This is a genomic window from Sediminibacterium sp. FW305-C-49 (assembly GCF_058231085.1).
The window spans coordinates 461362-488114 of record NZ_JBIQXS010000002.1 but is presented as its reverse complement, the minus strand read 5'-3'; the positions used below and the strand labels follow the sequence as shown (position 1 = coordinate 488114).

Annotated in this window: 27 protein-coding genes; 16 read left to right on the top strand and 11 right to left on the bottom strand. The window is 41.3% G+C overall.

Going from position 1 to position 26753, the window contains the following annotated elements; all coding sequences use genetic code 11:
* The first annotated feature begins 211 nt into the window (after nt 1–211).
* From ACH3Z1_RS09585 to treF, 3 genes are read left to right on the top strand one after another with little or no spacing between them, the layout of a single operon-like run.
* Nucleotides 212–1336, top strand: coding sequence for a lactonase family protein (locus ACH3Z1_RS09585; protein ID WP_490821707.1), 1125 nt, complete (start codon nt 212–214; stop codon nt 1334–1336).
* Nucleotides 1337–1354: 18 nt separating this feature from the next.
* Complete coding sequence (locus ACH3Z1_RS09580; protein ID WP_490821706.1) at nt 1355–2590, top strand: MFS transporter; 1236 nt, start codon at nt 1355–1357, stop codon at nt 2588–2590.
* A gap of 1 nt (nt 2591) precedes the next feature.
* On the top strand, nt 2592–4097 hold the full coding sequence (treF, locus tag ACH3Z1_RS09575; RefSeq protein WP_490821705.1) for an alpha,alpha-trehalase TreF: 1506 nt from the start codon (nt 2592–2594) through the stop codon (nt 4095–4097).
* Nucleotides 4098–4154: 57 nt separating this feature from the next.
* Here treF and ACH3Z1_RS09570 read toward each other — a convergent pair whose 3' ends face one another.
* The 3 genes from ACH3Z1_RS09570 to ACH3Z1_RS09560 form a co-directional block, all read right to left on the bottom strand.
* On the bottom strand, nt 4155–4565 hold the full coding sequence (locus tag ACH3Z1_RS09570) for a hypothetical protein (protein ID WP_490821704.1): 411 nt from the start codon (nt 4563–4565) through the stop codon (nt 4155–4157).
* Nucleotides 4566–4680: 115 nt separating this feature from the next.
* Nucleotides 4681–6351 carry a DUF3472 domain-containing protein gene (locus tag ACH3Z1_RS09565; protein WP_490821703.1) on the bottom strand — a complete coding sequence of 557 codons (1671 nt, stop codon included), beginning with the start codon at nt 6349–6351 and terminating at the stop codon, nt 4681–4683.
* Between the two features lie 55 nt (nt 6352–6406).
* Nucleotides 6407–7768: a GH1 family beta-glucosidase gene (locus ACH3Z1_RS09560; protein ID WP_490821702.1), complete on the bottom strand. Its 1362-nt coding sequence runs from the start codon at nt 7766–7768 to the stop codon at nt 6407–6409.
* A gap of 103 nt (nt 7769–7871) precedes the next feature.
* Between ACH3Z1_RS09560 and ACH3Z1_RS09555 the strand changes: the two genes are divergently transcribed.
* Nucleotides 7872–8753: a bestrophin family protein gene (locus ACH3Z1_RS09555; protein ID WP_490821701.1), complete on the top strand. Its 882-nt coding sequence runs from the start codon at nt 7872–7874 to the stop codon at nt 8751–8753.
* Between the two features lie 124 nt (nt 8754–8877).
* Here the strand turns inward: ACH3Z1_RS09555 and ACH3Z1_RS09550 are convergent, their stop codons facing one another.
* From ACH3Z1_RS09550 to ACH3Z1_RS09540, 3 genes are all read right to left on the bottom strand, one after another.
* Complete coding sequence (locus ACH3Z1_RS09550; protein ID WP_490821700.1) at nt 8878–9336, bottom strand: DUF6265 family protein; 459 nt, start codon at nt 9334–9336, stop codon at nt 8878–8880.
* Between the two features lie 65 nt (nt 9337–9401).
* Nucleotides 9402–10214: a DUF6597 domain-containing transcriptional factor gene (locus ACH3Z1_RS09545; protein ID WP_490821699.1), complete on the bottom strand. Its 813-nt coding sequence runs from the start codon at nt 10212–10214 to the stop codon at nt 9402–9404.
* Nucleotides 10215–10220: 6 nt separating this feature from the next.
* Complete coding sequence (locus ACH3Z1_RS09540) at nt 10221–10604, bottom strand: SET domain-containing protein (protein ID WP_490821698.1); 384 nt, start codon at nt 10602–10604, stop codon at nt 10221–10223.
* Nucleotides 10605–10697: 93 nt separating this feature from the next.
* Between ACH3Z1_RS09540 and mgtE the strand changes: the two genes are divergently transcribed.
* Nucleotides 10698–12089 (top strand): magnesium transporter, encoded by a 1392-nt coding sequence (gene mgtE / locus ACH3Z1_RS09535; protein WP_490821697.1) that lies wholly within the window; start codon nt 10698–10700, stop codon nt 12087–12089.
* Nucleotides 12090–12263: 174 nt separating this feature from the next.
* Here mgtE and ACH3Z1_RS09530 read toward each other — a convergent pair whose 3' ends face one another.
* Both ACH3Z1_RS09530 and ACH3Z1_RS09525 read right to left on the bottom strand, forming a co-directional pair.
* Nucleotides 12264–12668, bottom strand: a complete 405-nt coding sequence (locus tag ACH3Z1_RS09530) for a hypothetical protein (protein ID WP_490821696.1) — start codon at nt 12666–12668, stop codon at nt 12264–12266.
* 243 nt (nt 12669–12911) lie between these two features.
* A complete protein-coding gene (locus tag ACH3Z1_RS09525) occupies nt 12912–13520 on the bottom strand; it encodes a GNAT family N-acetyltransferase (RefSeq protein ID WP_490821695.1) in 609 nt (202 codons plus the stop codon).
* A gap of 95 nt (nt 13521–13615) precedes the next feature.
* Here ACH3Z1_RS09525 and glmS point away from each other — a divergent pair, with 95 nt between their 5' ends.
* Entirely contained in the window at nt 13616–15454 is a 1839-nt protein-coding gene (gene glmS, locus ACH3Z1_RS09520) for a glutamine--fructose-6-phosphate transaminase (isomerizing) (protein ID WP_490821694.1), read from the top strand.
* Between the two features lie 34 nt (nt 15455–15488).
* A complete protein-coding gene (locus tag ACH3Z1_RS09515) occupies nt 15489–17714 on the top strand; it encodes a DUF4954 family protein (protein WP_490821693.1) in 2226 nt (741 codons plus the stop codon).
* Nucleotides 17715–17841: 127 nt separating this feature from the next.
* Here ACH3Z1_RS09515 and ACH3Z1_RS09510 read toward each other — a convergent pair whose 3' ends face one another.
* Nucleotides 17842–18432, bottom strand: coding sequence for a porin family protein (locus ACH3Z1_RS09510; protein WP_490821692.1), 591 nt, complete (start codon nt 18430–18432; stop codon nt 17842–17844).
* A 154-nt stretch (nt 18433–18586) separates the two neighbouring features.
* Between ACH3Z1_RS09510 and ACH3Z1_RS09505 the strand changes: the two genes are divergently transcribed.
* A complete protein-coding gene (locus ACH3Z1_RS09505) occupies nt 18587–18862 on the top strand; it encodes a TIGR03643 family protein (RefSeq protein WP_490821691.1) in 276 nt (91 codons plus the stop codon).
* Nucleotides 18863–18897: 35 nt separating this feature from the next.
* Nucleotides 18898–19476, top strand: a complete 579-nt coding sequence (locus tag ACH3Z1_RS09500; protein WP_490821690.1) for a DUF2911 domain-containing protein — start codon at nt 18898–18900, stop codon at nt 19474–19476.
* A 79-nt stretch (nt 19477–19555) separates the two neighbouring features.
* Here ACH3Z1_RS09500 and ACH3Z1_RS09495 read toward each other — a convergent pair whose 3' ends face one another.
* Complete coding sequence (locus tag ACH3Z1_RS09495; protein ID WP_490821689.1) at nt 19556–20806, bottom strand: metallophosphoesterase; 1251 nt, start codon at nt 20804–20806, stop codon at nt 19556–19558.
* 184 nt (nt 20807–20990) lie between these two features.
* Between ACH3Z1_RS09495 and ACH3Z1_RS09490 the strand changes: the two genes are divergently transcribed.
* From ACH3Z1_RS09490 to dapB, 5 genes are all read left to right on the top strand, one after another.
* A complete protein-coding gene (locus ACH3Z1_RS09490; protein ID WP_490821688.1) occupies nt 20991–21740 on the top strand; it encodes a metal-dependent hydrolase in 750 nt (249 codons plus the stop codon).
* 38 nt (nt 21741–21778) lie between these two features.
* On the top strand, nt 21779–22579 hold the full coding sequence (locus tag ACH3Z1_RS09485) for a ParA family protein (protein WP_490821687.1): 801 nt from the start codon (nt 21779–21781) through the stop codon (nt 22577–22579).
* A gap of 80 nt (nt 22580–22659) precedes the next feature.
* Entirely contained in the window at nt 22660–23583 is a 924-nt protein-coding gene (locus ACH3Z1_RS09480) for a ParB/RepB/Spo0J family partition protein (RefSeq protein ID WP_490821686.1), read from the top strand.
* A gap of 7 nt (nt 23584–23590) precedes the next feature.
* Nucleotides 23591–24250, top strand: a complete 660-nt coding sequence (locus ACH3Z1_RS09475) for a DUF5683 domain-containing protein (protein WP_490821685.1) — start codon at nt 23591–23593, stop codon at nt 24248–24250.
* A 12-nt stretch (nt 24251–24262) separates the two neighbouring features.
* Complete coding sequence (dapB, locus tag ACH3Z1_RS09470; RefSeq protein ID WP_490821684.1) at nt 24263–24979, top strand: 4-hydroxy-tetrahydrodipicolinate reductase; 717 nt, start codon at nt 24263–24265, stop codon at nt 24977–24979.
* On the opposite strand, the gene ACH3Z1_RS09465 is transcribed toward dapB, so the two are convergent.
* Nucleotides 24974–25501, bottom strand: coding sequence for a hypothetical protein (locus tag ACH3Z1_RS09465; protein WP_490821683.1), 528 nt, complete (start codon nt 25499–25501; stop codon nt 24974–24976). The two genes, dapB and ACH3Z1_RS09465, sit on opposite strands and share 6 nt — an antisense overlap.
* A gap of 86 nt (nt 25502–25587) precedes the next feature.
* Here ACH3Z1_RS09465 and ACH3Z1_RS09460 point away from each other — a divergent pair, with 86 nt between their 5' ends.
* Both ACH3Z1_RS09460 and ACH3Z1_RS09455 read left to right on the top strand, forming a co-directional pair.
* A complete protein-coding gene (locus ACH3Z1_RS09460) occupies nt 25588–25998 on the top strand; it encodes an RrF2 family transcriptional regulator (RefSeq protein WP_490821682.1) in 411 nt (136 codons plus the stop codon).
* A 17-nt stretch (nt 25999–26015) separates the two neighbouring features.
* Nucleotides 26016–26753, top strand: a complete 738-nt coding sequence (locus tag ACH3Z1_RS09455; RefSeq protein WP_490821681.1) for a hypothetical protein — start codon at nt 26016–26018, stop codon at nt 26751–26753.

The following is a 26753-nucleotide window of genomic DNA, read 5'->3' as shown; positions in this document are numbered from 1 at the left end:
ATAGGAGAAATTGATTTTACAAATATAAATATAGTCTGGTCTACAAGTATGTTAATACCTCCTTCCGCTGCGAAAACTCTATTTCCTCCCTTCTCTGCGGTGAAAAGTCGGGGAAGTACACCGCAGAGAAGAGAACGCAAAGGTTTCAGGGAGATGAATTGCTATTGCATAAAGCACTGAAATCTTTATCTTAGAGCAAACCCAACCCTTTATGAGACTCGCGATTGCTGCTTTTCTATGCCTGTTCTGCATTGGTTTGCTGGCACAGGATCATTACCTGTTTGTAGGCACTTATACTTCCGGGAAAAGCAAGGGCATTTATGTATTCCGCTTCAACTCACAAAACGGCGAAGTGCAATGGGTAAGCAGTACCGACAGCGCTACCAATCCCTCTTTTCTTTCTTTATCGCCCGATGGTACCAAGTTGTATGCTGTGAATGAAACCGGTGGTGAACAACCCGGTTATGTAAGTGCTTATGATTTTGACCAGGCCACAGGTCAGTTGTATTTTATCAATGCACAGCCCAGTGGTGGAGATCATCCCTGTTTTGTTACTGTAGATAAAACCGGAAAATGGGTGGTGGTGGGTAATTATACCGGTGGTAACCTGGCAGCTTTCCCTGTTAACAAAGAAGGCGGATTACAACATTATGCGCAATTGATTCAACACTCAGGCAGCAGTGTCAATAAAACAAGGCAGGATAAACCACATGTACATGCCACTTTCTTTTCACCGGATGATAAATACATACTGACCCCCGACCTCGGTACCGATAAAGTGATGCTTTACCAGTTTAATCCTTTGCTCAAAAAACCACTGAAGCCTGCTGCCATGCCTTTTGCAGCTTCTGCACCGGGCAGCGGACCAAGACATCTTGACTTTCACCCCAATCAGCGTTTTGTATATGTACTGGAAGAATTAACAGGCAGCATCAAAGCATACCGTTACAATAATGGGTTTATGACGGGCATTCAAAATATTGCCACACATCCCGCCGATTATATGGGGCAGCCGGGTAGTGCAGATATTCATGTGTCTCCGGACGGAAAATTTTTATATGCTTCGAATCGGGGCGATGAAAACAACCTGGCTATTTTTTCCATTGATCAGAATACAGGTAAACTTACTGCAAAGGGTTACCAGGCTGTACCGGGAGCCGGACCCCGGAATTTTATCATTGCGCCCAATGGCAATTTTATACTGGTAGCCAATCAGAAGACCAATAATATTGTCATCTATCGTGTTAATAAAGAAACAGGGTTATTACAACAAATGCTCAGGCAGGTGGAAGTACCCAATCCTGTTTGTTTAAAACTGATTCCCGCTCAACAATAAACTGCTTAATACTTCTATATGCAAAACTGGAAAATAAAAACATCGCTGTTTCTCAACTATTTTGTTTTTGCCATATTACTCAACAGTGTAGGAACCGTGATACTTCAGGTACAACAAAATTTTGGCGTAACCGAAGGCGCTGCTTCTGTGCTGGAAGCCTTTAAGGATCTGAGTATCGCCATTGTTTCTTTTCTCATTTCTTCCTATATCGTTCGCATTGGTTATAAGAATGCCATGCTTATTGCATTAGGCTTCATCAGCATCATTTGTTTTATCATGCCATTTACGGCCAGCTTTTTTACCACCAAACTATTGTTTGCTGCCGTAGGCTCTTCCTTTGCGCTGATCAAAATGTCGGTGTACAGCACCATTGGCTTGGTCACCAAAAATGAAAAGGAACATATCAGCCTGATGAATTTTATTGAATCTTTTTTTATGGTGGGTATCCTCACCGGGTATTTCATTTTCAGTTATTTTGTTGATGATACCAATCCTCAATCTACTGCCTGGCTGAATGTGTATTATCTATTAGGAGGTATTTCATTGCTTGCTTTTTTATTGCTCTGGTCGGCTTCATTGGATGAATCTTCCATTCAGGCCAAAGAACGAAAATCTATGTTCGATGAGTTTGCAGACATGTTTAGCCTCATGGTTAAACCCATTGTTCTGGTATTTGTGCTCTGCGCCTTTTTTTATGTGCTGATTGAACAGAGCATCATGAGCTGGTTACCTACTTTTAATAATAAGGTGTTGCTCTTACCTGCTGCCTTAAGTATACAGATGGCGAGTATTCTGGCAGGCTCTACTGCACTGGGTCGTTTTTTTGCCGGGCTGGTACTTAAAAAATTAAACTGGCTGGTAGTATTGATTTCATGTCTTATACTGGCTGCCGTATTGGTACTGGTTGCTATTCCACTGGCAGAAAAAACAACCGGACAGCCTATTACGGGCTGGGCCACGGCACCTATTGCCGCCTTTGTATTTCCTATGATCGGTTTATTACTGGCACCCATTTATCCTGCTGTTAACTCTGTTATTTTAAGCACGTTGCCTGTTAAACAACATGGATTGATGTCGGGGCTGATCATTATTTTCTCAGCGCTGGGTGGAACCACCGGCTCTATCATCACCGGAAATATTTTTGAGCATTATGATGGCAAACAGGCTTTTTATTTTTCACTGATACCAATGGCCATTCTTGTGGTTTGTTTATTCATTTTTTACAGGCTGCAGCAGAAAACAAAAAAGGCTTAATATGAATGATGCATATTTTCATATCAGTTCCTTGTCTCCCCTGTATGAAGATGTACAGACTGCTGGCATATTTCCCGATTCCAAATATTTTGTAGACAGTATCCCAAAAGACAGTACTGACAGTATACTGAAAGAATACAACGCCCAAAAAGATTTACCCTCTTTTAATCTGCTCACATTTGTACAACAATATTTTCAACTGCCTGATGCCACACAGGAGGAATATTTTTCTGAAAAGAAACCCATCAACATTCATTTGAATGAGCTCTGGCATGTTTTGCAAAGAGACCCTGCAAAATCCGGAGGCACACTCATTGAATTACCCTATCCTTATATTGTTCCCGGAGGCAGGTTCAGGGAAATTTATTACTGGGACAGTTATTTTACCATGCTTGGGCTACAAGTGAGTGGCAGGTTTGATTTGATTGAAAATATGGTTAAAAATTTTGCCAGCCTTATTCATGCCATAGGACATATACCCAATGGCAACAGAACGTATTATATCAGTAGATCGCAGCCTCCGTTTTTCAGTTTAATGGTGAGCTTGTTAGATGCAGCCAAAGGCCATTCTGTACTTGATGAATATTTACCGGCACTTGAAAAAGAATATGCTTTCTGGATGGATGGGGCAGATAAGGTTTCCCCCGAAACCAGCACTTTTCGAAGAGTAGTGCTGATGCCGGATGGTTCTATCTTAAACAGGTATTGGGATGATGATCCTTCACCCAGACCTGAAGCATATGTTGAAGACCTGCATGTGGCTAAAGCAGCCAATAAAGATCCACAGGAAGTGTACAGACATATCAGGGCCGCTGCTGAATCGGGATGGGATTTCAGCAGCCGATGGTTTGAAGATGAAAAACACATGCATACAATTCAGACTACCGACCTGGTTCCGGTTGATTTGAATTGTTTGTTACTGAACCTTGAAAAAACATTATTGTACTGCTACCTCCATAAAAAAAATGAGGAAGCTGTACAACTTTTCACAAAAAAAATAGACAGCCGTTATAAAGCCATTCAGCATTATTGCTGGAATAAGGATCAGGGATTTTATTTTGACTACCACATCAAACAGCTAAAAAATACCGATCGCATTACCATGGCCGGCTGCTTTCCATTGTTTCTTGGTATTGCTGATGAACAGCAGGCAGATGCTGTAGCTGTGATGATCAAACAACAATTACTTTCGGCTGGGGGTGTATTAACCACTACCCTTCAAACCGGGCAGCAATGGGATGCACCCAACGGATGGGCTCCTTTGCAATGGGTTGCTTATAAAGGATTAAGTAATTACCAGCATCAGACGCTAGCAGATGAAATCAAAAGAAGATGGATGCACTTAAATGAAACCACCTACGCAGAAACAGGAAAAATGATGGAGAAGTACAATGTAAAAGATATACATACCAAAGCCGGTGGTGGCGAATACCCCAACCAGGATGGGTTTGGATGGACCAATGGTGTTTACCTCGCACTGGGAGAGGAACAGAGAAATAAGGAATAAGAAATATGAAATGAGTAAGTAAGATTTTATACTTTCTTATTCCTTATTTCATATTTCTTATTTCTTATTTTCTGCTTTCTTATCTGCCTGACTTAACAAACCACCTACAATAGCGATGGCCATGCCCATCATGAGGAAAAGGTATTGAAGCATGTTTTCTTCTCCGATAATAATCATCTGTGCGATGACTAAAATACAGATGACTGATCCTTGTACAATGACCAGCAGATGAAAATGTCTGATTCTTTTTACGACTGTAGCGATTGTAATGATTCCTAGTACACCAATGGCCAATAAAATGATCCAGCCGGGTGTGGCAAAATCTTTGAACATGGTACCGTTGAGCCAATAAAAAGGAATACCAAGTGAAGAGCCTGTTGGGTCTGTGATCAGGCTGTAACCACTATACAATGCTGCAATAACGGCAAGTGTCAGCATTGCGATGGTAAGTTGACGGGCAGCTTTCATACGCAAGGTTTATCGTTGAGAAGTAGATAGTCTTAAGATAAACAGCTTTTCCCGCGCTTGCAAGCGCTTTCCATCAAACCTGCATAAAATGTCAATTACCTGCTCTCTTCACCCCTCACATTTTTTTCGTGGCCACTACTTCAATATCGAATACCAGCACTTTATTGGGTGGAATGTCTTTACTGCGTGTTCTCATGCCATAAGCCTGTGCAGATGGAATGATTACCCGGATCTTACCCCCAACCCTGCATTTAGGTAAAACAAGTTGCCACCCACGTATGAGTCGGCGCAAAGGAAATACAGCGGGATTATCGCGGGTCTGGTCAAACATGCTTCCGTCTGTCAGTAATGTTCCTTTGTAATGAACCGTTACCGTATCTGTTACCGATACATATTCGCCGGTACCGGGTTGTAAAATATGATAGTATACCGATTCAACGCTTCCCGTTGTATCTATCTTTCCGCTCTTTACAGCATCTGCTATTTCCTGTATGTCTTTTTTGGCTTGTGCGAGACTGTCTGCATCTTTTGTATAATCAATTACCGGTGCTTTATTGGTGTTGGGTCTTTTAAACTGATCGTTCTGTTTTGCTTCCTGTTCTTTGAATCCGCCGTTCCATAAATAAAACTGCTCCCCTGTAACACCTGCTCCATAATCAAAGCGATCACCTGCCCTGCCTGTTGCATCAGTTATAAAAATGGCATCTGTTAATGCCACCCATCGACCACCACGCTGCTGTTGTACCCACTGGTTACCAAATAATGCCTTACGTTGCAGGTGACCATTGTCTCCCACAAAATTTTCATTGAAGGAATAGAGTTTATTCAGTGTATTACCATCTTTTGGAGCCCTGAAAGCAGCGATCAGTTTCCAGCGTTGTAATTCGGGAACAAAAAAGTACCCGGTATAAATAGTGGTTTGAGAAGCACTGTCGGCAAGTGCTGTAACCAGAAAGCGATAAGTTTCTCCTGCTTTCCAATTGTACACCCAATGACTATGTCCACCTGTACCTTCGTTCCCAAAATCATTGGTCACAACAGCATCACCTTTGGCGAGTAGTTTTACTTTATTGGAGTCAGCTACTTTGCCGCGATCAATGGCTTCATTACCTGCATCCCATACGGAAAAAATGACACGTCGTTCTTTTTCACTGTTAACCTGTATACCAAAATAGCCTCTCGAAAAACCAGTCGCCATATAATAACTATACAAAGGGTCATAGCCCTGCGGGATTGTTATTTCATTATAAAAACTGATGGCTTTAATGGAATCAGCCAATGGATAACGAAGATGAACCGATGCGGCATTCAATCTTTCTTTTGTATTAAAACGCAACCCTTCCGAAGCAGGACCAGATAAAACAAGGTTTCCAATCCCCAAAGCACCCGGTAATAATTTCTTAGCAGACAATACCAATTCCACAAATCCTGTATCAGTCAACTGTACCGTTCCGATTTTCATTTCTTTTGTCGAAATATTTACCGGTACGGTCATATTCATCTTCTTCCCCTTTACTGCAAGTGTTAGTTGTTTAGCAGCTTTCAGCGAAAGGGCATTCAATGCAATATGCAACTCGCCTGTTTTGGAATTATGTACAAAAAAGCGGAGTTGTGTTGCTGTATCGGACCATAACAGCACATCTTTTCTTGTAGTTGGCCTGTTTGCCTTATATGTATTCTGAGTAGTTGCATAGGCAGTATGAAAAGGAACAACAAATTTTGATTGTGCTTTACTATCTGAGAATGCAACAAGCAGTATCAAGGAAAAAATCAGGAGGCTACGCATCTGTTTGGTTTTTGGTAGCATCAAACTTACAGAAACCTGCTGAGAGTAGTTGTTTTTAGGATTTATCGTGCAGAAAATCCCGAAACCAGTAGCCTGACTGCTTGATGGTGCGCAACTGGGTATTAAAATCTACATGTACCAGTCCAAACCTGGCATGGTATCCTTCTGCCCATTCAAAATTATCGGTGAGTGTCCATGCGAAATACCCACCAACATTCACCCCTTCTTTTTTAGCTCTTAATAAGGCATTAAGGTATTGTTGAAAATAATCGATGCGTTTGGTATCGTCAATCACTCCGTTGATCAACTGGTCTTTATAAAATGCACCACTCTCTGTAATCATGATTTCTTTCACGCCACCATATAACCAGAATCGTTTGATCATCCGGTAAAAGCTATCTGCATTTACTTCCCAGCCCATATCGGTATGCGGCACTTTTCTTGCTACCGCCTTTACTTCAGATGCCTGTATATAGGGAATGAGCGGATTGTATTTTACAGTGGTGCTGAAATAATTCTGAATCCCTATAAAATCAAAATTGAACTGCATGCGTTCCGTATACTTCCATGCTTTGTTATGGAGATGTAATTTATCAAGCAGTGTAAAACCCGGTTCTTGTGGATAGCCCCTGCCCAATAGAGGTTCAATAAATAGACGGTTCAGTAAAATATCGACTCTCTTTGCGGCTTTGATATCTTCTTCTTTCTGTGTAAACGGTACCACTTCACTACAGGAAAAACTGGTACCGATATTTGCCCTGGAAACAGCAGCTCTTATCAGCCTCCCGCCTTCTGCCTGGCACAAGACAGCATTGTGTACTGCTGGTAAAAAATTACTCAACCCTGTTTTACCCGGTGCATGTTTACCGATCATATAGCCCAATGAAGTAAAACCCATGGGCTCATTTAAAACAATCCAGTTCTTCACCCGATCGCCAAACGATTCTGTACATACATTCACAAAACGGGTAAACCATTTGAGCATCTGGTGACTTATCCAGCCACCTTCTTTATGTAAAGCCAGTGGCAGATCCCAATGATATAAAGTAACATATGGTGTTAGTCCTAACTGTAAACATTCATCAATAACACGGTTATAAAAAGTAATACCCTCTTTGTTTACCCTTCCCATACCTTCGGGTAATATGCGACTCCAGGAAATGGAAAAGCGAAAACTATTGAACCCCATAGCTTTTACCAGCATGAGATCATCTTTATAGCGATAATAAAAATCGCAGCAGGTATTTGGTTTTGCACTTCCTTTTATTTTCCCTTGTTTACGGGCAAACTGGTCCCAGATAGATGGACCACGACCTTCAATATTCCAGGCTCCTTCATTCTGTGCGGCGGATATGGCTACTCCCCATTGGAAATGCCGGCCAAAAGATTGTTTCAGTAAAGCATGTTGCTGGTGCAAGCTGACGGTTTCTGCGAAATTCTGCCATAGCCATCTAAGGCCAATATTAAGGTTTTGTTACCCCCAGTATACAAGAGTGGGCTCGGATCACTATTTTTATTGTATGATCAGCTATAACCCTAAAGACTGGATGCGTTTTCTGTTTACGTTTCACAAAACAGAAACCATCCGGCAACTATTTCCTTTACTCATTTTTATTGGTTTTTATTCATGGGGCATTGTTTACCTCGAAGCCAACTATCTGAAACTTTCAGAAAGCAGTCATGCAAAGAATATTACGATTATGCACAGCTTGCTGGGTTTTGCCATTTCAATGCTGCTGGTATTCAGAACCAATACTGCGTATGATCGCTGGTGGGAAGGAAGAAAACTATGGGGAGCACTTGTTAACAACAGCCGTAACCTGGCCGTAAAACTCAACAGCATATTACCCAATGACGATGATAAGAACCGAGCTTTCTTTAAAAAAATTATACCCCTTTTTGCCAATGAATTAAGGGCTCATTTACAAAATGAAAAAACAAGACTGGCATTGGATTCCAGTCCACATCCAGAAATTGTTGGTTTCGATACCAGCAAACATATACCCAACCAGGTGGTGATGATTATGATGAATAAAATCAACCTGCTGTATCGTGATAAACAAATCAACGACTACCAGTTATTGTTTCTGAATAATGAATTACAATCCTTTCTCGATATCTGTGGTGCCTGTGAACGTATTAAAAACACACCCATTCCCTATTCTTACAGTGCTTTTATAAAAAAATTCATTTTTATTTATGTCATCACCTTGCCACTTGGGTTTGCCCTGTCGCTTGGTATGCTTACCATACCGGTAGTGGTGTTTATTTTTTATGTACTGGCGAGTCTCGAAGTAATTGCCGAAGAAATTGAAGACCCTTTTGGCAAAGATGACAATGACTTACCCATGCAAAGAATAGCTGAAAACATCGGTAAAAACGTCAACGATATTCTCAACTAAAAACCTTCCCTTCTCCCCTTCTCTTTGTTAATTGCTTTTCGGGTATTTAAGCATATCTATTTACAAGATTTTTTTAACAAAGAGAAAGGGAGAAGGGAAGGTTAGATAGAGTCGTTCAAAATGTTTATTCTGTTGTAAAGTCGAAATTCTGTTTACTGAACCGGCCGTTTCGTTTTCCTTCGATACTGGCATACATGCTTTGCTTGATTCTACGGTAGGCAATTCTTTGCGGAAAATCATGCGCCGGGTTTTCACTTACAAACTCGTTAGCCCTGAGAAAAATTACTTTGAATGAAACCGGTTTACCCTCATTCTGGTTACTTACTGTTGGTATATAAAACCATTCCCCATTTCTGAATGCCATTTCAATGCGTTCCTGAGGAATGGTATCATTATTTGATTTCACAAATACACTTCTGCCTTGTAAAGTACTGTCGTTTTTCGTTTCCCATATTTCAACGACTGTTCCCTGTGGCGTACTAATTTTCCACACACCCAACATCCATTGTACGGCTTTGGTTTGTTGTGCAATAACTACATTTCCAATCAGTAAAAATGTAATGATGACGATAAGCTTATTCATATCCTTTAATTTTTATCAAAACTGAAGCTATCTATGTCATGAAAATTGTAAAATCACGACAATTGTCAGGTTCCGCTGAATAAGTGGCTCATTTTTAACTGGCCTGCATAAAACTCTCCTGGTGTTACGCCTGTAAATTCTTTGAAGTCTTTGATAAAATGTGCCTGATCAAAATAGCCGTTTTCATAAGCCAGCTCTGTAAGATGCGCATATTTACCTTCACTCATCATTTTCAAAGTAGCCTGAAGGCGAATGATTTTAGCCAACTGTTTTGGACTTAACCCAATAGCTGCTGCACATTTTCTTTCCAATTGCCTACGGTGCACCTGTAACTGATCAGCCAGCTCATCTACACTTAGTTGTCCTTTTAGTTCCAGCAGTGTTTGTACACTTAAGGCTGCAATACGATCACTTGTTTCCTGGCTTTTTATTTGTTGCAACAGAAAATTTTCGACCAATGTAATCTGGTCCGTAACATTTTCTGCTGCACATACCGATTCTCCTAGTATGTTTCCAGAGTCGCCAAATAAATAGTCAAGTGAAACTGCTTTATTATCCATTTCCCGGATGGGCGTACTGATTAATGGCAGACAACCTTCCGGATGAAAACGCACAGCAAAAATTTTCGTTTCCCCTGTAGCCGCTATTTCCAGTGGCCGTGTAATTTGTCCGAAAATAAAATACTTCGGTTGAAGAATCGATGTTGCATCCGGCAAATACTGTCGATACAAATCACCTGCGTGAAAAATCATTTCCATACAACCATCCGGTACAATACGCTGTCTTTCTTCTGTGGCTGATGCCTGGGCAGACAATGTCCAATAGCATTTTACAAAAGCTGTTAATTCTTCCTGGGGTAAATAGGTTTGGTAATCCATAATATATCAGCTTGCTTCAAACCAGATGGGTTTTGCATCGTCGGGGTCTGCATTATAATTGATAAATAATTCTTCCCCCGCTTTAATAGGCTTTACGGTTCTGATCTGCATCAGTTCATGTTCAAAATCCATTTCATAAATACAGTTTGCTGTATAGGAATGGTTGTACACCGATAAATAGCCCAATGCAACACATGCACTTTTCAGGTCATCACCCCATTCAAAAATATAATCAAACAAAAGGGTTTGTTCAACTTTGTTTCTCTCTTCCGGATCAAGCACCAGTACCGGTGATATTTCTACAATTGTTCCCGTTTCAATATCTGCTGTGGTAAAAACACCACGGCCACGTTCAGGCGAGGGCGCAATGGAAAGAATGGGAAGTATCATAGTACAAATTTGATGTATAATCTGCAGGTTCTAAAATACGTTATTTATTGTGTCGGGGTTTGTCCATTGGCCTTTCCAACGTAAATTGCGCCCATGTCACTTGAACTGGAACAGCCCGGCATCAATGAGCAATTTGAATTGCTCATTGCAAAAGAAGATAAACTGGAGATCAGGGAATTTCTTGATCACCAGAATATCAGTGATGTGGCTGAACTCATCAATGATTTCCCGGAATATGAAGCCCAGATCATTGCCAATATGGCCATCCACAGGGCCGCCAGTGTTTTTAAGATTCTCGACATTGCCCAGCAAAAAGATATTGTAAAAGAACTGCCATCTGCTAAAACAGCCGAGCTTCTGAATGAACTGCCTGCCGATGACCGTACAGACTTTCTGGAGGAACTTCCCAAAGCCGCTATTCGTGACCTGATTAAATTACTTGATCCGGAAGAACGCAAGATTACACTGGCCATGTTAGGGTATCCGGAAGACAGTGTGGGAAGATTGATGACGCCCGATTATGTGTATATATATGCATATAATACAGTATCGGAAGTATTTACAACCATCCGAAAATTTGGAAAAAACAGTGAAACGATCGATGTTATTTATGTAATTGATGAAGGCGGTGCTTTGATTGATGATATCAGGATCAGAGATGTTATTCTTGCCGCTCCGGATAAAAGGATTGATGAAATCATTGATGGCCGTGTAGTATCACTCAATGTAAACGACGACCAGGAACATGCCAACCAGGTATTTAAAATGAATAACCGTGTGGCATTGCCGGTGGTGGATGATCACAATATACTATTGGGTATTGTTACCATCGATGATATGTTATGGGTAGCCAATGAAGAGTTCAGTGAAGACATGCAGAAAATTGGTGGTACAGAAGCATTGAATGAACCTTACCTTGATATTCCTTTATTCAAGCTTTTCAGAAAACGTGTAGGCTGGTTGATTGTACTATTCCTTGGCGAAATGCTTACTGCTACCGCCATGGGGTATTTTGAAGATGAGATTGCCAAAGCAGTGGTTCTCGCCTTATTTGTTCCATTGATCATTTCGAGTGGTGGTAACAGTGGTTCGCAGGCTTCTACACTGATTATTCAGGCCATGGCAGTGGGTGAAATTACCATTGGCGACTGGTGGCGGGTACTAAGACGGGAAATATTGAGTGGCTTATTATTAGGAGCCGTATTAGGTATTATTGGTTTTATACGTGTATCGGTATGGCATTCTTTCTTTCCTGAAATTTATGGAGAACACTGGATGATGATTGCCTTTACAGTTGGATTCTCGCTAATTGGTGTGGTATTATGGGGAACCTTATCCGGTTCCATGCTCCCTATCTTCCTGAAAAAACTCGGTGCCGACCCTGCCGTTTCTTCTGCGCCTTTTGTTGCAACACTGGTAGATGTAACAGGACTGATTATTTACTTCAGCTTTGCTTATTTCTTCCTGCAAGGTTTATTGCTTTAGCCATTCATTCTATTCTCTGCTTAACCTCTGTGCGCTCTCGTTCTCTGCGGTGAACATACGATTCAATTCACCGCAGAGAACAAGAGAATACCGGGGTTACGCAGAGATTTAGTCAAAAAAAAGTTCCACCGGCTGAGATGGAACTTTCATCAATCGAATATTCAAAAACATTTTTTATCCAAAGATAAAAGCAGGATCACTTGCTGATTCCTGTGCCAGCTTAAGTAATGATCGCTTGGCATATAAAGTAGCCACTATTCTCAACAATAATATCGCAGCAATTGCAAAAGGAGCATACAAAAGAATAGTAGGTACAATGCCCAGTTCATGATAAGGAATGATGCTGGTAAATACCATGAGCAGGTATACGAGAATGGTGTAGACTGGCAGTATGTTCCAAAATGAATGCTGTCCTAATGAATAAAACCTAACCAGTTTTTTTTCCACTTTAAAATTCTCCGCCTCGGTTAGCTGGCTCAACTGAACTTTAAAGATTTGTTTTTTACAAGAGAAGATATTGATCTCTCCGGCTATTGCCCTGATATCTTCCGGGCTGTTGATAAAGGTCCGCTGTTGCATACAATAAAAATTTGAGTCAGCGGGGGGTTACTGTCTACGATGTAAAAATACGTACATAATTCGATTCTCCACCTGCGAAAAGACACAATACCGATTAATAAGTATAGAAACAAAGAAATAAGGAATAGGGAATAAGAAACAGGGCTCAAGGGATGAAATCAACATAACTTGCATGCTCTATCCTATATCAGACATCAGACATCAGACATCTGACATCTGACATCTGACATCTGACATCTGAGATCAAACATCTGCAATCTTCCTCCTGAGGTTTTCCTTCACATGACCAAACCATTCATTTTTCAGAATACTCAGCACAATTGAGTCGCGACGGCTGCCATCAGCTTTGATGGCATGGCTTCTCAATACGCCTTCCGGTGTACAACCGATGCTTTTCATCGCTGCTATGCTTCTTGCATTGTTATTATCGGCGCGGAATTCTACTCTTTCCATTCCCATTTCTTCGAAGGCAAACTGCAGGAGCAGAAATTTGCAGTGTTTATTCAGACCAGTACCCTGGAACGCTTTACCATACCAGGTAAATCCAAGTTGTAAAGTCAGGTGTTGTAACTGTATATCATAATAGCGTGTACTGCCAGCATAAGACTGTGTTCTTTTATCGAAAACGATAAAGGGATATTCATTTCCAGCTTTGCGGGCATTCAGTGCAAATTCTATATACTTTTTAAGGTTCTCCTCTCCTGCTGCTTTTTGCGAAGAATATGTCCAGATTTCAGGTTCGTTTAGGGAGAAATGCCGCAAATTGTCGCAATCATCCACTTTCAAAGGTCGCAATAAAACGCAATCGTCTTCTAATGTATATTCTTTTGAAAGATCAAATGTGTAATGCATTGAATTTATTTAAGTTTAAGTTGAATATTTGCAATCCAACGTAATTTTCATGCCGGAAGTTAACGTTGATTATTTACCCGTTAAAGAGAAAATTTATGTGTGGTATTGTTGGATATATAGGCCATAGAGAAGCCTACCCTGTTGTAGTAAAAGGTTTAAAAAGACTGGAGTACCGCGGTTACGACAGTTCTGGCGTTGCCCTGCTGAACAACGGCCAGCTCAACGTATACAAAAAGAAAGGGAAAGTGGCCGAAATGGAAGAAGCCACTGTAGGTAAGGATGTGCATTCGCACATTGGCATTGGTCATACCCGTTGGGCCACACATGGTGAACCCAGCGACAGAAATGCACACCCCCACGTATCGCAAAGCGGTGAACTGGCCATGATACACAATGGTATCATTGAAAACTATGCACATATCAAACAAGAACTCATTTCTAAAGGATATGAGTTCAAAAGCGATACCGATACAGAAGTATTGTTGAATTTTATAGAAGACATCAAAAAAAACAACGATTCTACCCTCGAAGAAGCATTACGCATTGCATTGAAACGTATTGTAGGTGCTTATTGTATTCTGCTTATATCAAAAGATGATCCTGATACCATCATTGCAGCCAGAAAAGGTAGTCCGTTGGTAATTGGTATCGGCAAAGGAGAACATTTTCTTGCCAGCGACGCTTCGCCCATCATCGAATACACAAAAGAGGTGGTATATGTAAACGATTATGAAATAGCCATCGTTCGTGCTGATGAATTGATCCTGAAAAACCTGGGTAATGAAAAGCAAACACCTTTTATTACCAAACTCGATATGGAACTGGCGGCTATTGAAAAAGGCGGCTATGAACATTTCATGCTGAAAGAAATACATGAACAGCCCGATACTATTTTCGATTGTTTAAGAGGAAGATTGCTGCCACAAACCGGGCAAATCATCATGAGCGGGGTTGACAACCACATCGAAGCATTAAAGAATGCTCAACGTATACTCATTGTTGCCTGCGGTACAAGCTGGCATGCAGGTTTAATTGCCGAATACCAGATTGAAGAATTATGTCGCATCCCTGTAGAAGTGGAGTATGCATCAGAGTTCCGCTACAGAAACCCCGTTGTAAATAAAGGCGATGTCATCATTGCCATATCGCAAAGCGGTGAAACAGCAGACACACTCGTTGCTTTGGAAAGTGCCAAAGAAAAAGGTGCATTCATTTTTGGTGTGGTAAATGCAGTAGGTAGCAGTATCGCCAGATTGAGTCATGCAGGTGCTTATACCCATGCCGGACCTGAAATTGGTGTAGCGAGTACCAAAGCCTTTACAGGTCAGTTGGCCGTGCTTGCCATGATGGCACTCAAGATTGGTTATGCCAAGGGTTCAATTGACCAGACCCGTTATCTTTCGCTGATGAAAGAGCTGGAAGCTGTTCCGGAAAAAGTAAAAGAAATTCTTGCAGATACTTCCAACATACAACGTATTGCAGAGAAATACAAAGACGCAAGTGATTTTTTATTCCTTGGTCGCGGATACAATTTCCCGGTAGCACTGGAAGGTGCGCTCAAATTGAAAGAAATTTCCTACATCCATGCAGAAGGATATCCTGCCGCCGAAATGAAACACGGTCCTATTGCATTGGTTGATGAAAATTTACCCGTTGTATTTGTGGCAACGAAAGATTCCTACTACGAAAAAATTGTTTCGAACGTACAGGAAATTAAAGCAAGAAAAGGTAAAGTCATAGCAGTTGCTACGGTGAACGATGATATTATTCCTGGTATGGCCGATGATGTGATGTTTGTTCCCGATACAGATGAAGTTATTGCACCCTTACTCAGTACCATTCCGCTGCAGTTGCTAAGCTACTATGTAGGACTGGCTAAAGGACTTGATGTTGACAAACCAAGAAACCTTGCCAAAAGTGTAACTGTAGAATAATCTCAACGCCGAAGCGTCAAAATCAATATCCTGCATGGCACAAAACAAGATCAGTAAAACACCGCTTTCTTCACTGGGTTATCATTTCCTGGGTAGTGAATACCTGCCCAAAGGCAAGGATGAATATTACCTGCGAAATATGCAAAACCGTAATGGTATTGCCTATCGCATGTTGAATGCTTATGAAATTGAAGTGCTTGTACGTAACAGGAATACCAGCGATGACTGGAACAAAATACTGGTATCGGATGCATTCAATCCTGAGTTGGTAAAGAACTGCAAATTTTTTGGACTCGTTCGTATCGGAAAACTTGAACCTTTCTGTCTTGGTTTCAGTGACCTGAAAGTACCTGTGGGTTTATACAATTCCACCATCATCAGTTGCGATTTTGGAGACAATGTTTGTGTAGATAATGTAAACTATCTCTCCCATTATATCATTGGCAGTGAAGTCATCATTACCAATGTAAATGAACTGGTTTCTACCAACCATGCCAAATTTGGCAATGGCATTATCAAAGAAGGAGAATCGGAAGATGTAAGGATCTGGATGGAGATCTGCAATGAAAATACCGGTCGTCGTGTATTACCGTTTAATGGCATGCTCGCCGGCGACGCTTTTTTATGGAGCAGGGACAAAAGTGATGCGTTATTACAGGAAAAATTCAGAACATTTACAGAAGCACGTTACGATAACAGAAGAGGTTATTATGGTAAGATAGGTGATCGTACGGTGATCAAAAACTGTAATATCGTAAAAGATGTATGGATCGGAACAGATGCTTACATCAAAGGTGCGAACAAACTCAAAAACCTTACCATCAATTCCGGTGAAGAAGGTCGTACACAGATTGGGGAAGGTTGCGAAGCGGTAAATGGCATCATTGGTTTTGGTTGTAAAATGTTTTATGGTGTAAAAGCGGTACGCTTTATCATGGCCTCACATTCGCAATTGAAATATGGTGCCAGACTTATCAACTCATACCTCGGTCATAATGCCACCATCTCCTGCTGTGAGGTGTTAAATTCATTGATATTCCCTGCGCACGAACAGCATCATAATAATTCATTCTTATGTGCTGCATTGGTGATGGGGCAAAGCAATATTGCCGCAGGTGCCACTATTGGCTCCAACCATAATAGCCGTGGCGCAGACGGAGAAGTGATCATGGGTCGTGGTTTCTGGCCAGGACTTTGTGTTAGTCTTAAACACAATTCTGTATTTGCCGGCTTTACCATTTTAACCAAGGGCGATTACCCGGCAGAGTTGAATATCAAACTCCCTTTTTCTCTGGTAAGTAATGATGTTAGCAAGGATCAACTGGTCGTAATGCCGGGTTACTGGTTCCTGTATAACATGTATGCTCTGGCCAGAAACGCATGGAAATATGTTGACAGGGATAAAAGAACAGAAAGGATTCAACAGATCGAATACGATTATCTCGCCCCCGACACCATTAATGAGTTGTTTACTTCCTTGTCTATCATTGAAGAAGCTACTGGGAGGGCCTACCATCGCAGCCAAAACAACAGTAAAACAATACTTGGCAAAGAAGACGCAGCAACAATCGGTAAACAATTATTACTGAGTGGCAACAAGCTGGTAGACGAACTGGAAATTACACTTGATGGATTTGAAAACAGTAAGCGAAAAGTTATACTTGTAAAAGCACGTATTGCCTATCATCTGTTTATCGAACTCATCCGCTATTATGGAACCATTCATTTGCTAAGTTTGATGGAAGAACAAAAAATACTTTCCATTGCTGATTTACAATCGGCTCTTCCTGCAAAAGTTAAAAGAACAGACTGGATAAACCTGGGCGGACAGCTTATTACAACCGATGAACACAAGCTGCTAAAAGAAAAAATCAAGACAGGTAAAATAAAATCGTGGGATGAAGTGCATGCACATTATACCCAGCTTGGAAATAAATACGCAGCTCAAAAAAGAACACATGCACTGGCATCGCTGGCTGAAATCATGGAATGGTCGCTTAAAAAAATCGACACACAAAAGCTGGGGCAGTTGTTAAATGATGTGCTGACTACCAAAGAATGGATGGCCAAAGGCATACATGACTCCAGGGCAAAAGATTACCAAAACCCTTACCGTAAAATGGTATATGAAAGTTTTGAAGAAATGAATGCAGTGGTGGGTAAACTCGAAGACAACAGCTTTATTAAACAGCAATTGGCTGAACTAACTTCATTCAAGCAACAGATGGCTGGATTGAAGAAAATATTTAAGCTGAAGTAACAACCGGCAAACTTGTTACACTCCAGAAAATATTGACTGCTTTTATCATTCAGCAATACCGAATAAAAAAGGGTAACCTTCGAAAGAAGATTACCCCGCGGTTTAAAATCCTGATGGATATTGGATTTTAAAACCTCAACCCCAGACCCAACTGAATCTGTTGGTTAGTCCATTTATCTTTATTATCGATATCATTGATATTCTGCAGACCTATATTGTACCTGCCATAGATACGTAAAACTTTAAAGTTGAGTTGTCCGCCTGCCACCATGGAGAAATCGCCACTCTTAAATGCTGATTCGCCATTCTGTAACAGGGTTTTATCCTGGTTCAATAATATACCGAACTGCGGACCCAGATTTAATGTAAGAATACCTCCCACATTATAACGGAATAAAACAGGGATACTCAGGTAATCCAGTTTTATTTTCTCTCCACTGTTCAGCGGGTTTATTTCACTTGCATAAATGGTATTGAAGCTGGAACGTTTGGTAGCTGTCTGGCTCCACAATACTTCGGGTTGGATACCCCATTTTTTATTGAAGTCTATTTCAAGGAAACCACCTACATGGTAAGCCAGATCGAAACCATCGCTAAATGACTGACCTGAAATCTTGTTAAGGTTGGCGCCCACTTTGGCTCCCAGTCTGATACCCTGTGCCTGTAATGAAGCGGTAATCACTGTTACCGCAAACACTGCTAATAATACTTTCTTCATAAGGTTTATTTTATTCTTCTTACCTATTTCAATGACCGTGCCAAACTTCCTAATCAAGACGCAGCCAGGTCCAATTTCGTTGTCTTTTACCTCAAAAAACATTGACAAATTGCTAACGCCTTCAACGATTTTTTATTGCGATTGTTACAGCTTTATGGAACTTTTAACGGATAAAGAGATAGACAGAATGATAGAAATGGCCTGGGAAGACCGAACCCCCTTTGAAGCCATTCATTTTCAGTTTGGTTTGAGGGAACAGGAAGTAATTGAACTGATGCGCCAATACAGTAAAAAAAGCAGTTTCCAGCTATGGAGGAAAAGAATGAAAGGCAGAAATACCAAACATAGCCTCCTGAGAAGCTCCGGCGTCAAGCGGTTTAAATGTACCCGGCAACGAAACATCAGTCGAAACAAGATCAGCAAACGGTAGTTCTTTATTCGTTTATTTGCACAAATCACTTCATTATGAAACAGTTTTTTCTGCTTTTTCTTGTTCTCACAACCTTATCAAATACCATCAAAGCCCAACATAATCATGCATCTGGCAATGGGTATGCCGATAGTGTAAACAAAGGATTGATTGCAAAAGATACCATGAAAAGCAGTCCGAAAAGGGTAGCCATGGAAACCATTGGCGATACACATATTCATATTGAATACGGATCGCCAGGTGTAAAAGGCAGAATGATCTGGGGTGGATTAGTAGCCTACGATCAGGTATGGGCTACAGGTGCACACAATGCCACTACCATCGATTTTTCAACAGCCGTCAGCATTGGCGGCAAACAAATTCCCAAAGGGAAATATGCACTCTTTACCATTCCCGGTAAAGACGAATGGACCATCATCATCAATTCCAGAAATAAGCAGCACCTGGCCGATGAATACAACCAGGCAGAAGACCTTGTTAGGGTAAAAGTAAAACCGGTGAAAAAAGATAAGATGGTACAACGACTTACTTATCTCGTTGAAAAGAGCGGAAAAGATGCCGCCATCGCCATTGAATGGGAATTTTTGAGGGTGGTGATGCAGGTAAAGTTATAGTCAGGCGTGAATGGTCAATGGTGAATCGTGAATATGTAAAATTATTCACGATTCACCATTGACCATTCACGTTACCCCCTCACGCCAATTCAATCAACGTAATCTCCGGCAATATCCCTACCCTGCCGGGATATCCGATAAAACCGAACCCACGGTTAACATATAATTTCTGTTTGCCTTCTTCATATAAGCCTGCCCACTGTTTATACATCCATTGAACCGGACTCCATTTAAAGTAGGGGTTTTCGATACCAAACTGCATTCCATGTGTGTGTCCGGCCAGCATAAGATCGATATCAGGGTATTCGGTTCTTACCTGTGCATCCCAATGGCTGGGATCATGACTCATCAGAATTTTGAAAGGAATATTTTCTGTGCCGGGATGAGCCTCATTCATTTTACCATACTTGGGAAAACGCCCCTTTGCACCCCAGTTTTCAATACCCAGTAATGCGATCTGTTCACCATTCCGTTCAAGTTTTACATGTTCATTCATCAACAGTCGCCACCCCATATCAGCATGTACTTTTTTTAGCGCGTCCAGATTAGCTGCTTTTTCGCTGGGCGTTGGCCAGGCAACATAATCGCCATAATCATGGTTTCCAAGGGTACTATACACCCCAAGTGGTGCTTTCAGTCTGGCAAACACCTCTTTATAATCATTCATTTCACTGGCGCGGTCATTGACCAGGTCGCCCGTAAACAGAATCAGATCGGGATTCTGTTGCAAAATGAGGTCGATGCCGTGATTCACCGCTTTTTTATGCTGAAAACTACCACTATGCACATCGCTGATATGTATCAGCTTTAACCCTTTGAATGCAGCAGGCAGATTAGGGAAATTGAGTTTTATACGTTTTACCTGATAATTATATTTATTGCTGAACCCATATAACAGGGTCCCAAAAAGTGAGCTTCCGAGCCCCAATCCGAGCCAGCTTAAAAAAGTGGATCGGGGTATGCCACCGTCATTGTTACTCATGTATTGAGCGCCTGTACCCGGGAATATCTTACTCATCAGCCATAAAACCACTCTTCGAAGGTCATCTGTGAGGAAAAAGACTGCGGCTATGAGTTTGGCAAAAAATAATCCAACCAAAATGGCAAAAATGTAGTTACGGTAAAACCTTGATTGCTGCAAAGCCTGCACATAGGGAAAAGACACAAGAGCCAGCAGTGCCAGCACTGAAAATATCCAATACCCGAGGTGGACCCACATCCGGACCCTTTCGGAAAGGTTTTGTGTTACCACTCTAACCGCCTGGAATACATAAAAATCCAGTAATAACATAATAAAAGCAATGACCCAGAGTGTACCGGCGTTCCGCATGTGTAAGTTTTAATGTGTTTGTAGACGTACAGAGGGTGAAAATATTGCATTTTGAGGACTATAGTCCATGGTCGATGGTCCATAGCCCATGGTATTTTATGCTTTGACCCTTTTGTACAAATTATCAGCCAAAAAAGGAACCCTAAACTATGGACCATGGACTATTAGCCATCAGCTACTTCCTATGGATAAGATTCTTTCAAAAGATGTGCCCGAAACCGTATTTTTGGCATCCTTCAAAACTTTGGCGGATATGAAACTGACTTATTACGGACATTCCTGTTTTCAGGTGGAAGTGAAGGGGAAAAAAATCCTGTTCGACCCGTTTATTAGCTTTAATGAACTGGCAAAAGATATTGATGTAAACAGTATTGAGGCCGATTATATTTTCCTGTCGCATGGACATACAGATCATATCATTGATACGGTTGCCATAGCCAAAAGAACCGGCTGCACAGTGGTAGCTGCATGGGAAATTCATGAGTGGCTGAATAAACAGGGCATCACCAAAACACATCCCATGAATACGGGGGGTAAATGGTCCTTCGATTTTGGTGTGGTGAAATGTGTGGTGGCACAACACAGCAGTAGTTTGCCCGATGGCAGTTATGGAGGTAATCCGATGGGATTTTTATTCATCACAGATGAAGCCAATTTCTATTACAGTGGCGATACAGCGCTAACGCTTGATATGCAACTGATTCCTGTTTGGACAAAACTCGATTTTTCGGTACTGCCTATAGGCGATAATTTCACGATGGATGTAGCAGATGCCGCTCGATGTGCCGATTTTGTGCAGTGTAAACGTGTAGTGGGCGTGCATTATGATACATTTGGTTTTATAAAAATTGATACAGAAGCAGCGAGACAGTCGTTTGCTGCCGGAGGTAAGGAATTATACTTACCAGCTATCGGAGCTTCTATAGACCTTTAAAACATAAAACGTTCGTTGAATACGAACAGCAGACTATTATGGCGAGAATTATTGGAGTTGCCAATCAGAAAGGAGGAGTCGGTAAAACGACCACGGCCATTAATGTGGCGGCGAGCCTGGCCGTATTGGAATTTAAGACACTTTTGGTGGATGCCGACCCTCAGGCCAATAGCACAACAGGTGTGGGTTTCGATCTGCACAATATTACCAGCAGTCTGTATGATTGCATGGTAAACAATGTTGTTGCGGCCGACGTCATTCTGAAAAGCGAGATCCCCAATCTTGATATCATTCCTTCACATATAGACCTGGTGGGTGCAGAAATTGAAATGATCAATTACCCCAATCGTGAAAACGTGATGAAAGGAATACTGGATGCAGTAAAAGACAAATATGATTTTGTCATCATCGACTGCTCTCCTTCACTTGGTCTGATTACTGTAAACTCACTCGTGGCATCTGATAGTGTCATCGTTCCTGTGCAGTGTGAGTTTTTTGCCCTCGAAGGTTTGGGTAAATTATTGAATACCATTAAAATTGTGCAGAGCCGCTTAAATCCTGAATTACAGATAGAAGGTATTTTGATGACCATGTACGATGGTCGTCTGCGTTTGTGTAACCAGGTGGTAAGTGAAGTAAGAAGACATTTTGATGAAATGGTATTTTCTACCATCATTCATCGTAATACCCGTTTGAGTGAATCTCCCAGTGTAGGTAAACCAGTTATTCTGTATGATGCCGAAAGTAAAGGAGCCATCAATTACCTGAACCTGGCGAAAGAGATATTGCAGAATAACGGTTTGACAAAGATGTCGAACGAAGAAAGAATTATTGAGTAGTTCATAGTTGATGGTTAGTAGTCCATGGCAGGAAAAGGTATTGGCCATTGACTATAAACCATGGACCATAAACAAACACCATGACCAACCCGAAACAAAATAAAGAACTCATTGGTAAAGGGCTTCGCTCTTTATTGCAGAATATAGATGCCGATTTAAAGACCACTTCAGGTGCTTTAAAAACGGATGTGGTGGAACAGGTAACCCATAGCAGCCGTATTCCATTGGCCGATATCCAGATCAACCCTAAACAACCCCGTCGAGATTTTGACGAACAGGCCTTGAAAGAACTGGCAGAATCATTAAAGCTGCATGATATTATTCAGCCTCTCACGGTTTCAAAACTGGCGGGTAATAAATACCAATTGATTGCAGGTGAACGACGTTTTCGTGCGGCAAAACTGGCCGGACTGAAAGATGTGCCTGTATACATTCGCCAGGCCAATGACCAACAGTTACTGGAGCTGGCCTTACTCGAAAACTTACAACGCGAAAACCTGAATGCAGTGGAGATTGCATTGAGTTATAAGCGTATGATGGATGAGCTTGATTATACCCAGGAACAGGTAGCTGAAAGAATGGGGAAAGAAAGAAGTACGGTAACCAACTATATCCGCCTACTCAAATTACCACCCGATATTCAACTGGCCGTAAGAAACGGCAACCTGAGCATGGGTCATGCACGCGCGCTCGTGAATATTGATACGGTTGATAAACAATTATTCGTTTATAAAGAAATTCAGCAGCGAGGATTAAGTGTTCGCCAGACTGAAGAGCTGGTGCGCAAATTATACCAGGCTGATAAAACAGATACTGTTAAATCTTCTGCAAAAGCCGACCTGCCACCCGCTTACAAAAAAATTGAAGATAATTTAGCATCGCACTTTGCCACCAAAGTGAAAATGGTTCATAACAAAAAAGGGTATGGCAGCATCACCATCGAGTATTTTTCACTGGAAGAACTGAATAAAATACTTGATGCCATGAATGTAACGGTGAGTTAATAATTACATGCGTGTATTCAGGTTCCTCATACTATGCTTGATCTTATGCAGCGGAGTTTCCGTAGTGCAGGCGCAATCTGATAAAGAACAGTTGGCCAATACCAGTGCGTTCAATTCGCGGGATACAACGATTAAAAAAGACAGTATTGTACCTTTAAAAAAAATACAAAAACCGCACGATCCCAGGAAAGCTCCGCTCAAAGCATTATTACCTGGCTGGGGACAGGCTTATAACAAACAATACTGGAAAATTCCTGTGGTTTATGGCATATTGGCCATTCCAACCATTGCCTATTTCTACAACAATAGCATGTATAAGAAAACTAAGTTTGCTTATGAAGCATTGTTTAAGGCAATGGAACCCACAAAAGACAGTACAGATTACAGGCGTATAGATCCGCAGTTACAGGGTCTCAGCATTACATCGGTTCAAAGCTATCGGAATGCATTCAGGAGAGACAGGGACTATTCTATTTTATGGTTTGTGATTGCCTATGGATTACAGATTGCAGATGCCACTGTTTTTGCGCACCTCAAACATTTTGATGTAAGCAATGACCTCAGCATGCAGGTATCGCCTACTTTTAACCCGGTAACCAAATCGCCGGGCTTTGGGTTAGTGATGAACCTCAAAACACCCAATAAAAAACCAGTGAACATCCGATAAAAATTCAAGGAGATGAATATCATTTTAGTTGGCTATGGAAAAATGGGAAAAGCCATTGAAGAAATTGCAGTAGCAAAAGGTCATACGATTGTGTTAAAGATTGATCTGGACAATGCGCATGAACTCAATGCCGAAAATGCAGCCAGGGCAGATGTAGCCATTGAATTTACCAGTCCGCACAGCGCTTTCAATAATGTGATGAAATGCCTGGAACTGGGCATCCCTGTTGTATGTGGCTCTACAGGCTGGTTAGATCAATTTGAAGCAGCCCGTCAATTATGTGAACAAAAAAAAGGTACACTGGTATATGCCAGCAATTATAGTATCGGGGTGAATCTTTTCTTTGAAATCAATACACAACTTGCCAAACTCATGAGCAAGCATCCGGATTATGATGTATCGATGGAAGAAATTCATCACACACAGAAAAAAGATGCACCAAGCGGAACAGCTATTACTTTGGCAGAACAGATTATGGAAGCCATCAGTAGAAAAAAGCAATGGGTAAATACTCCATCAACAAAAGAAGATGAATTGGCTATTATTTCTGAAAGAATAGATCCGGCACCAGGTACCCATAAAATAAAATACAGCTCTCCCATTGATGATATTGAAATCATTCATACTGCACATAACCGGAAAGGTTTTGCAGGTGGTGCCATACTTGCCGCCGAATATGCAATAAAACACCAGGGTGTATTGGGAATGAAAGAAGTATTGGGCTTATAACCTTAACGACCAGCCTGCTTTCAAAAACCATGCATTCGATCTGCTGAATGAAGCAGGTTGTTTCCAACTATTAGTGGTAAGTTGTATTTCAAGCATTTTCAACAATTTTAGTCCTCCACCCAGTTCATACACAAAAGAAGAACCTTTGGTACCGCTATAAGCATAGCTCTGTGTGGCTACTCCTCCATGCGCCTGTAAAAAAATACTACCTACTAAATAACGCCGAACCCCTACTTTAACAGGAACTATACGCAGGTTACCCGCAGCAACACCCGGCCTGCTGCTGAATAACTGGTAGCCCACACTTCCTGTAAAGATGGTTTTCCCGAGGCCGAGGCCGCCTCCAAATTCACCGGCTACTCCGGCTCGGTAATTTGCATCCAGTCCACTGCCTGTTGGATCTGCATAAGCAAGGTTTCCAAATACAAGCGCACGTGGTCTTTTGAGTATTTGCGCCTGAGTGGCGATACAAAAACATGTCGCTATGATAATAAATAAAGAAAGTTTTGATATTTTTCGCATGAGAATGATTTCTTTGTAAAGAAAAACATTTTTGGTGAATGATATAACGTTGCACCATTAATGAAAATACCCTCAATCAACCCCTTATGCTGTCAAAAAAAACACAATATGCGTTTAAAGCCCTTACCTTTATGGCCGAACGCAAAAAAGAGGGCCCGATATTGATTGCTGAAATTGCCAGCAAGAAAAAAATTCCGCTGAAATTTTTAGAAAATATCCTGCTGGAATTAAAGAAAGCCGGATTATTAGACAGCAAGAAAGGAAAAGGCGGAGGTTATTTCTTCAATGTAGAGCCCCATAAAATCCCCCTGGCAAAAGTGATGCGACTGATTGAAGGTCCCATTGCATTACTGCCTTGCGTTAGTCTTAACTTCTATGAAAAATGCCATGACTGCAATGAGAAAAAATGCGGTCTGAACAAAGTGATGATTGAAGTGAGAGATAATACATTAAAAGTACTCGAGAATAAAACGGTAGCTGATTTAGCTATCCTGTAACCACTAAAACCAACTGTATGAAAAAATGGCTCGTCCTTCTGCTCTGCATTCCGTTTGTATCGGAAGCGCAGGTTCCTGTATTGAGCGGGAAAAACATCGTTAAATTGAACCTAAGTTCACTTGTCGCTAAAAACTTTCATATAACCTATGAAAGAAAACTTACCGGACGCATCTCTGCTTCACTGGGTTTCAGAACAATGGCAAAAGGTAGTCTGCCATTCAAAAGCACATTTGAAAGTCTGGTTGATGGCACTGACTTTAATTTCAACAAATTTGAAATGGGTAATACCGCTTTTACACCAGAGATAAGATTTTATCTTGGTAAAGGCAACCTGAGAGGATTTTATGTAGCACCTTATTTACGGTTTGCATCTTTCGACATTACTGCTCCTATCAAGTACACGTACAACAATGGTTCTGGTAATGTAACCGATGAAGCACCCGTAGCCGGAAAAATCAAATCAACCAGTGGAGGTATCATGTTTGGTACCCAGCACAGAATTTTCAAAGTACTGACTTTGGATATCTGGATCATTGGTGGGCACTACGGAAGCAGCAATGGTGACCTGAGGGTAACAAAAGCTTTCAATACCCAGCAGGAAAGAGACGCGGTAAAAGCCGAATTAGATGGTATTGATGCAAAACCATTCAAGTTTAAAAATGCGGTGGTTACTTCCACAGGAGCCAGCATACAGGCTGATGGCCCATGGGCAGGAATCCGCGGAGCCGGTATCAATATCGGATTCAGGTTCTAA

Excerpts from the sequence above, each read along its gene's own strand:
- ACH3Z1_RS09585 (WP_490821707.1), top strand. The coding sequence starts at position 212 with ATGAGACTCGCGATTGCTGCTTTTCTATGCCTGTTCTGCATTGGTTTG.
- ACH3Z1_RS09580 (WP_490821706.1), top strand. The coding sequence starts at position 1,355 with ATGCAAAACTGGAAAATAAAAACATCGCTGTTTCTCAACTATTTTGTT.
- treF (WP_490821705.1), top strand. The coding sequence starts at position 2,592 with ATGAATGATGCATATTTTCATATCAGTTCCTTGTCTCCCCTGTATGAA.
- ACH3Z1_RS09570 (WP_490821704.1), bottom strand. The coding sequence starts at position 4,565 with ATGAAAGCTGCCCGTCAACTTACCATCGCAATGCTGACACTTGCCGTT.
- ACH3Z1_RS09565 (WP_490821703.1), bottom strand. The coding sequence starts at position 6,351 with ATGCGTAGCCTCCTGATTTTTTCCTTGATACTGCTTGTTGCATTCTCA.
- ACH3Z1_RS09555 (WP_490821701.1), top strand. The coding sequence starts at position 7,872 with ATGATCAGCTATAACCCTAAAGACTGGATGCGTTTTCTGTTTACGTTT.
- ACH3Z1_RS09550 (WP_490821700.1), bottom strand. The coding sequence starts at position 9,336 with ATGAATAAGCTTATCGTCATCATTACATTTTTACTGATTGGAAATGTA.
- ACH3Z1_RS09545 (WP_490821699.1), bottom strand. The coding sequence starts at position 10,214 with ATGGATTACCAAACCTATTTACCCCAGGAAGAATTAACAGCTTTTGTA.
- ACH3Z1_RS09540 (WP_490821698.1), bottom strand. The coding sequence starts at position 10,604 with ATGATACTTCCCATTCTTTCCATTGCGCCCTCGCCTGAACGTGGCCGT.
- mgtE (WP_490821697.1), top strand. The coding sequence starts at position 10,698 with ATGTCACTTGAACTGGAACAGCCCGGCATCAATGAGCAATTTGAATTG.
- ACH3Z1_RS09530 (WP_490821696.1), bottom strand. The coding sequence starts at position 12,668 with ATGCAACAGCGGACCTTTATCAACAGCCCGGAAGATATCAGGGCAATA.
- ACH3Z1_RS09525 (WP_490821695.1), bottom strand. The coding sequence starts at position 13,520 with ATGCATTACACATTTGATCTTTCAAAAGAATATACATTAGAAGACGAT.
- glmS (WP_490821694.1), top strand. The coding sequence starts at position 13,616 with ATGTGTGGTATTGTTGGATATATAGGCCATAGAGAAGCCTACCCTGTT.
- ACH3Z1_RS09515 (WP_490821693.1), top strand. The coding sequence starts at position 15,489 with ATGGCACAAAACAAGATCAGTAAAACACCGCTTTCTTCACTGGGTTAT.
- ACH3Z1_RS09510 (WP_490821692.1), bottom strand. The coding sequence starts at position 18,432 with ATGAAGAAAGTATTATTAGCAGTGTTTGCGGTAACAGTGATTACCGCT.
- ACH3Z1_RS09505 (WP_490821691.1), top strand. The coding sequence starts at position 18,587 with ATGGAACTTTTAACGGATAAAGAGATAGACAGAATGATAGAAATGGCC.
- ACH3Z1_RS09500 (WP_490821690.1), top strand. The coding sequence starts at position 18,898 with ATGAAACAGTTTTTTCTGCTTTTTCTTGTTCTCACAACCTTATCAAAT.
- ACH3Z1_RS09495 (WP_490821689.1), bottom strand. The coding sequence starts at position 20,806 with ATGCGGAACGCCGGTACACTCTGGGTCATTGCTTTTATTATGTTATTA.
- ACH3Z1_RS09490 (WP_490821688.1), top strand. The coding sequence starts at position 20,991 with ATGGATAAGATTCTTTCAAAAGATGTGCCCGAAACCGTATTTTTGGCA.
- ACH3Z1_RS09485 (WP_490821687.1), top strand. The coding sequence starts at position 21,779 with ATGGCGAGAATTATTGGAGTTGCCAATCAGAAAGGAGGAGTCGGTAAA.
- ACH3Z1_RS09480 (WP_490821686.1), top strand. The coding sequence starts at position 22,660 with ATGACCAACCCGAAACAAAATAAAGAACTCATTGGTAAAGGGCTTCGC.
- ACH3Z1_RS09475 (WP_490821685.1), top strand. The coding sequence starts at position 23,591 with ATGCGTGTATTCAGGTTCCTCATACTATGCTTGATCTTATGCAGCGGA.
- dapB (WP_490821684.1), top strand. The coding sequence starts at position 24,263 with ATGAATATCATTTTAGTTGGCTATGGAAAAATGGGAAAAGCCATTGAA.
- ACH3Z1_RS09465 (WP_490821683.1), bottom strand. The coding sequence starts at position 25,501 with ATGCGAAAAATATCAAAACTTTCTTTATTTATTATCATAGCGACATGT.
- ACH3Z1_RS09460 (WP_490821682.1), top strand. The coding sequence starts at position 25,588 with ATGCTGTCAAAAAAAACACAATATGCGTTTAAAGCCCTTACCTTTATG.
- ACH3Z1_RS09455 (WP_490821681.1), top strand. The coding sequence starts at position 26,016 with ATGAAAAAATGGCTCGTCCTTCTGCTCTGCATTCCGTTTGTATCGGAA.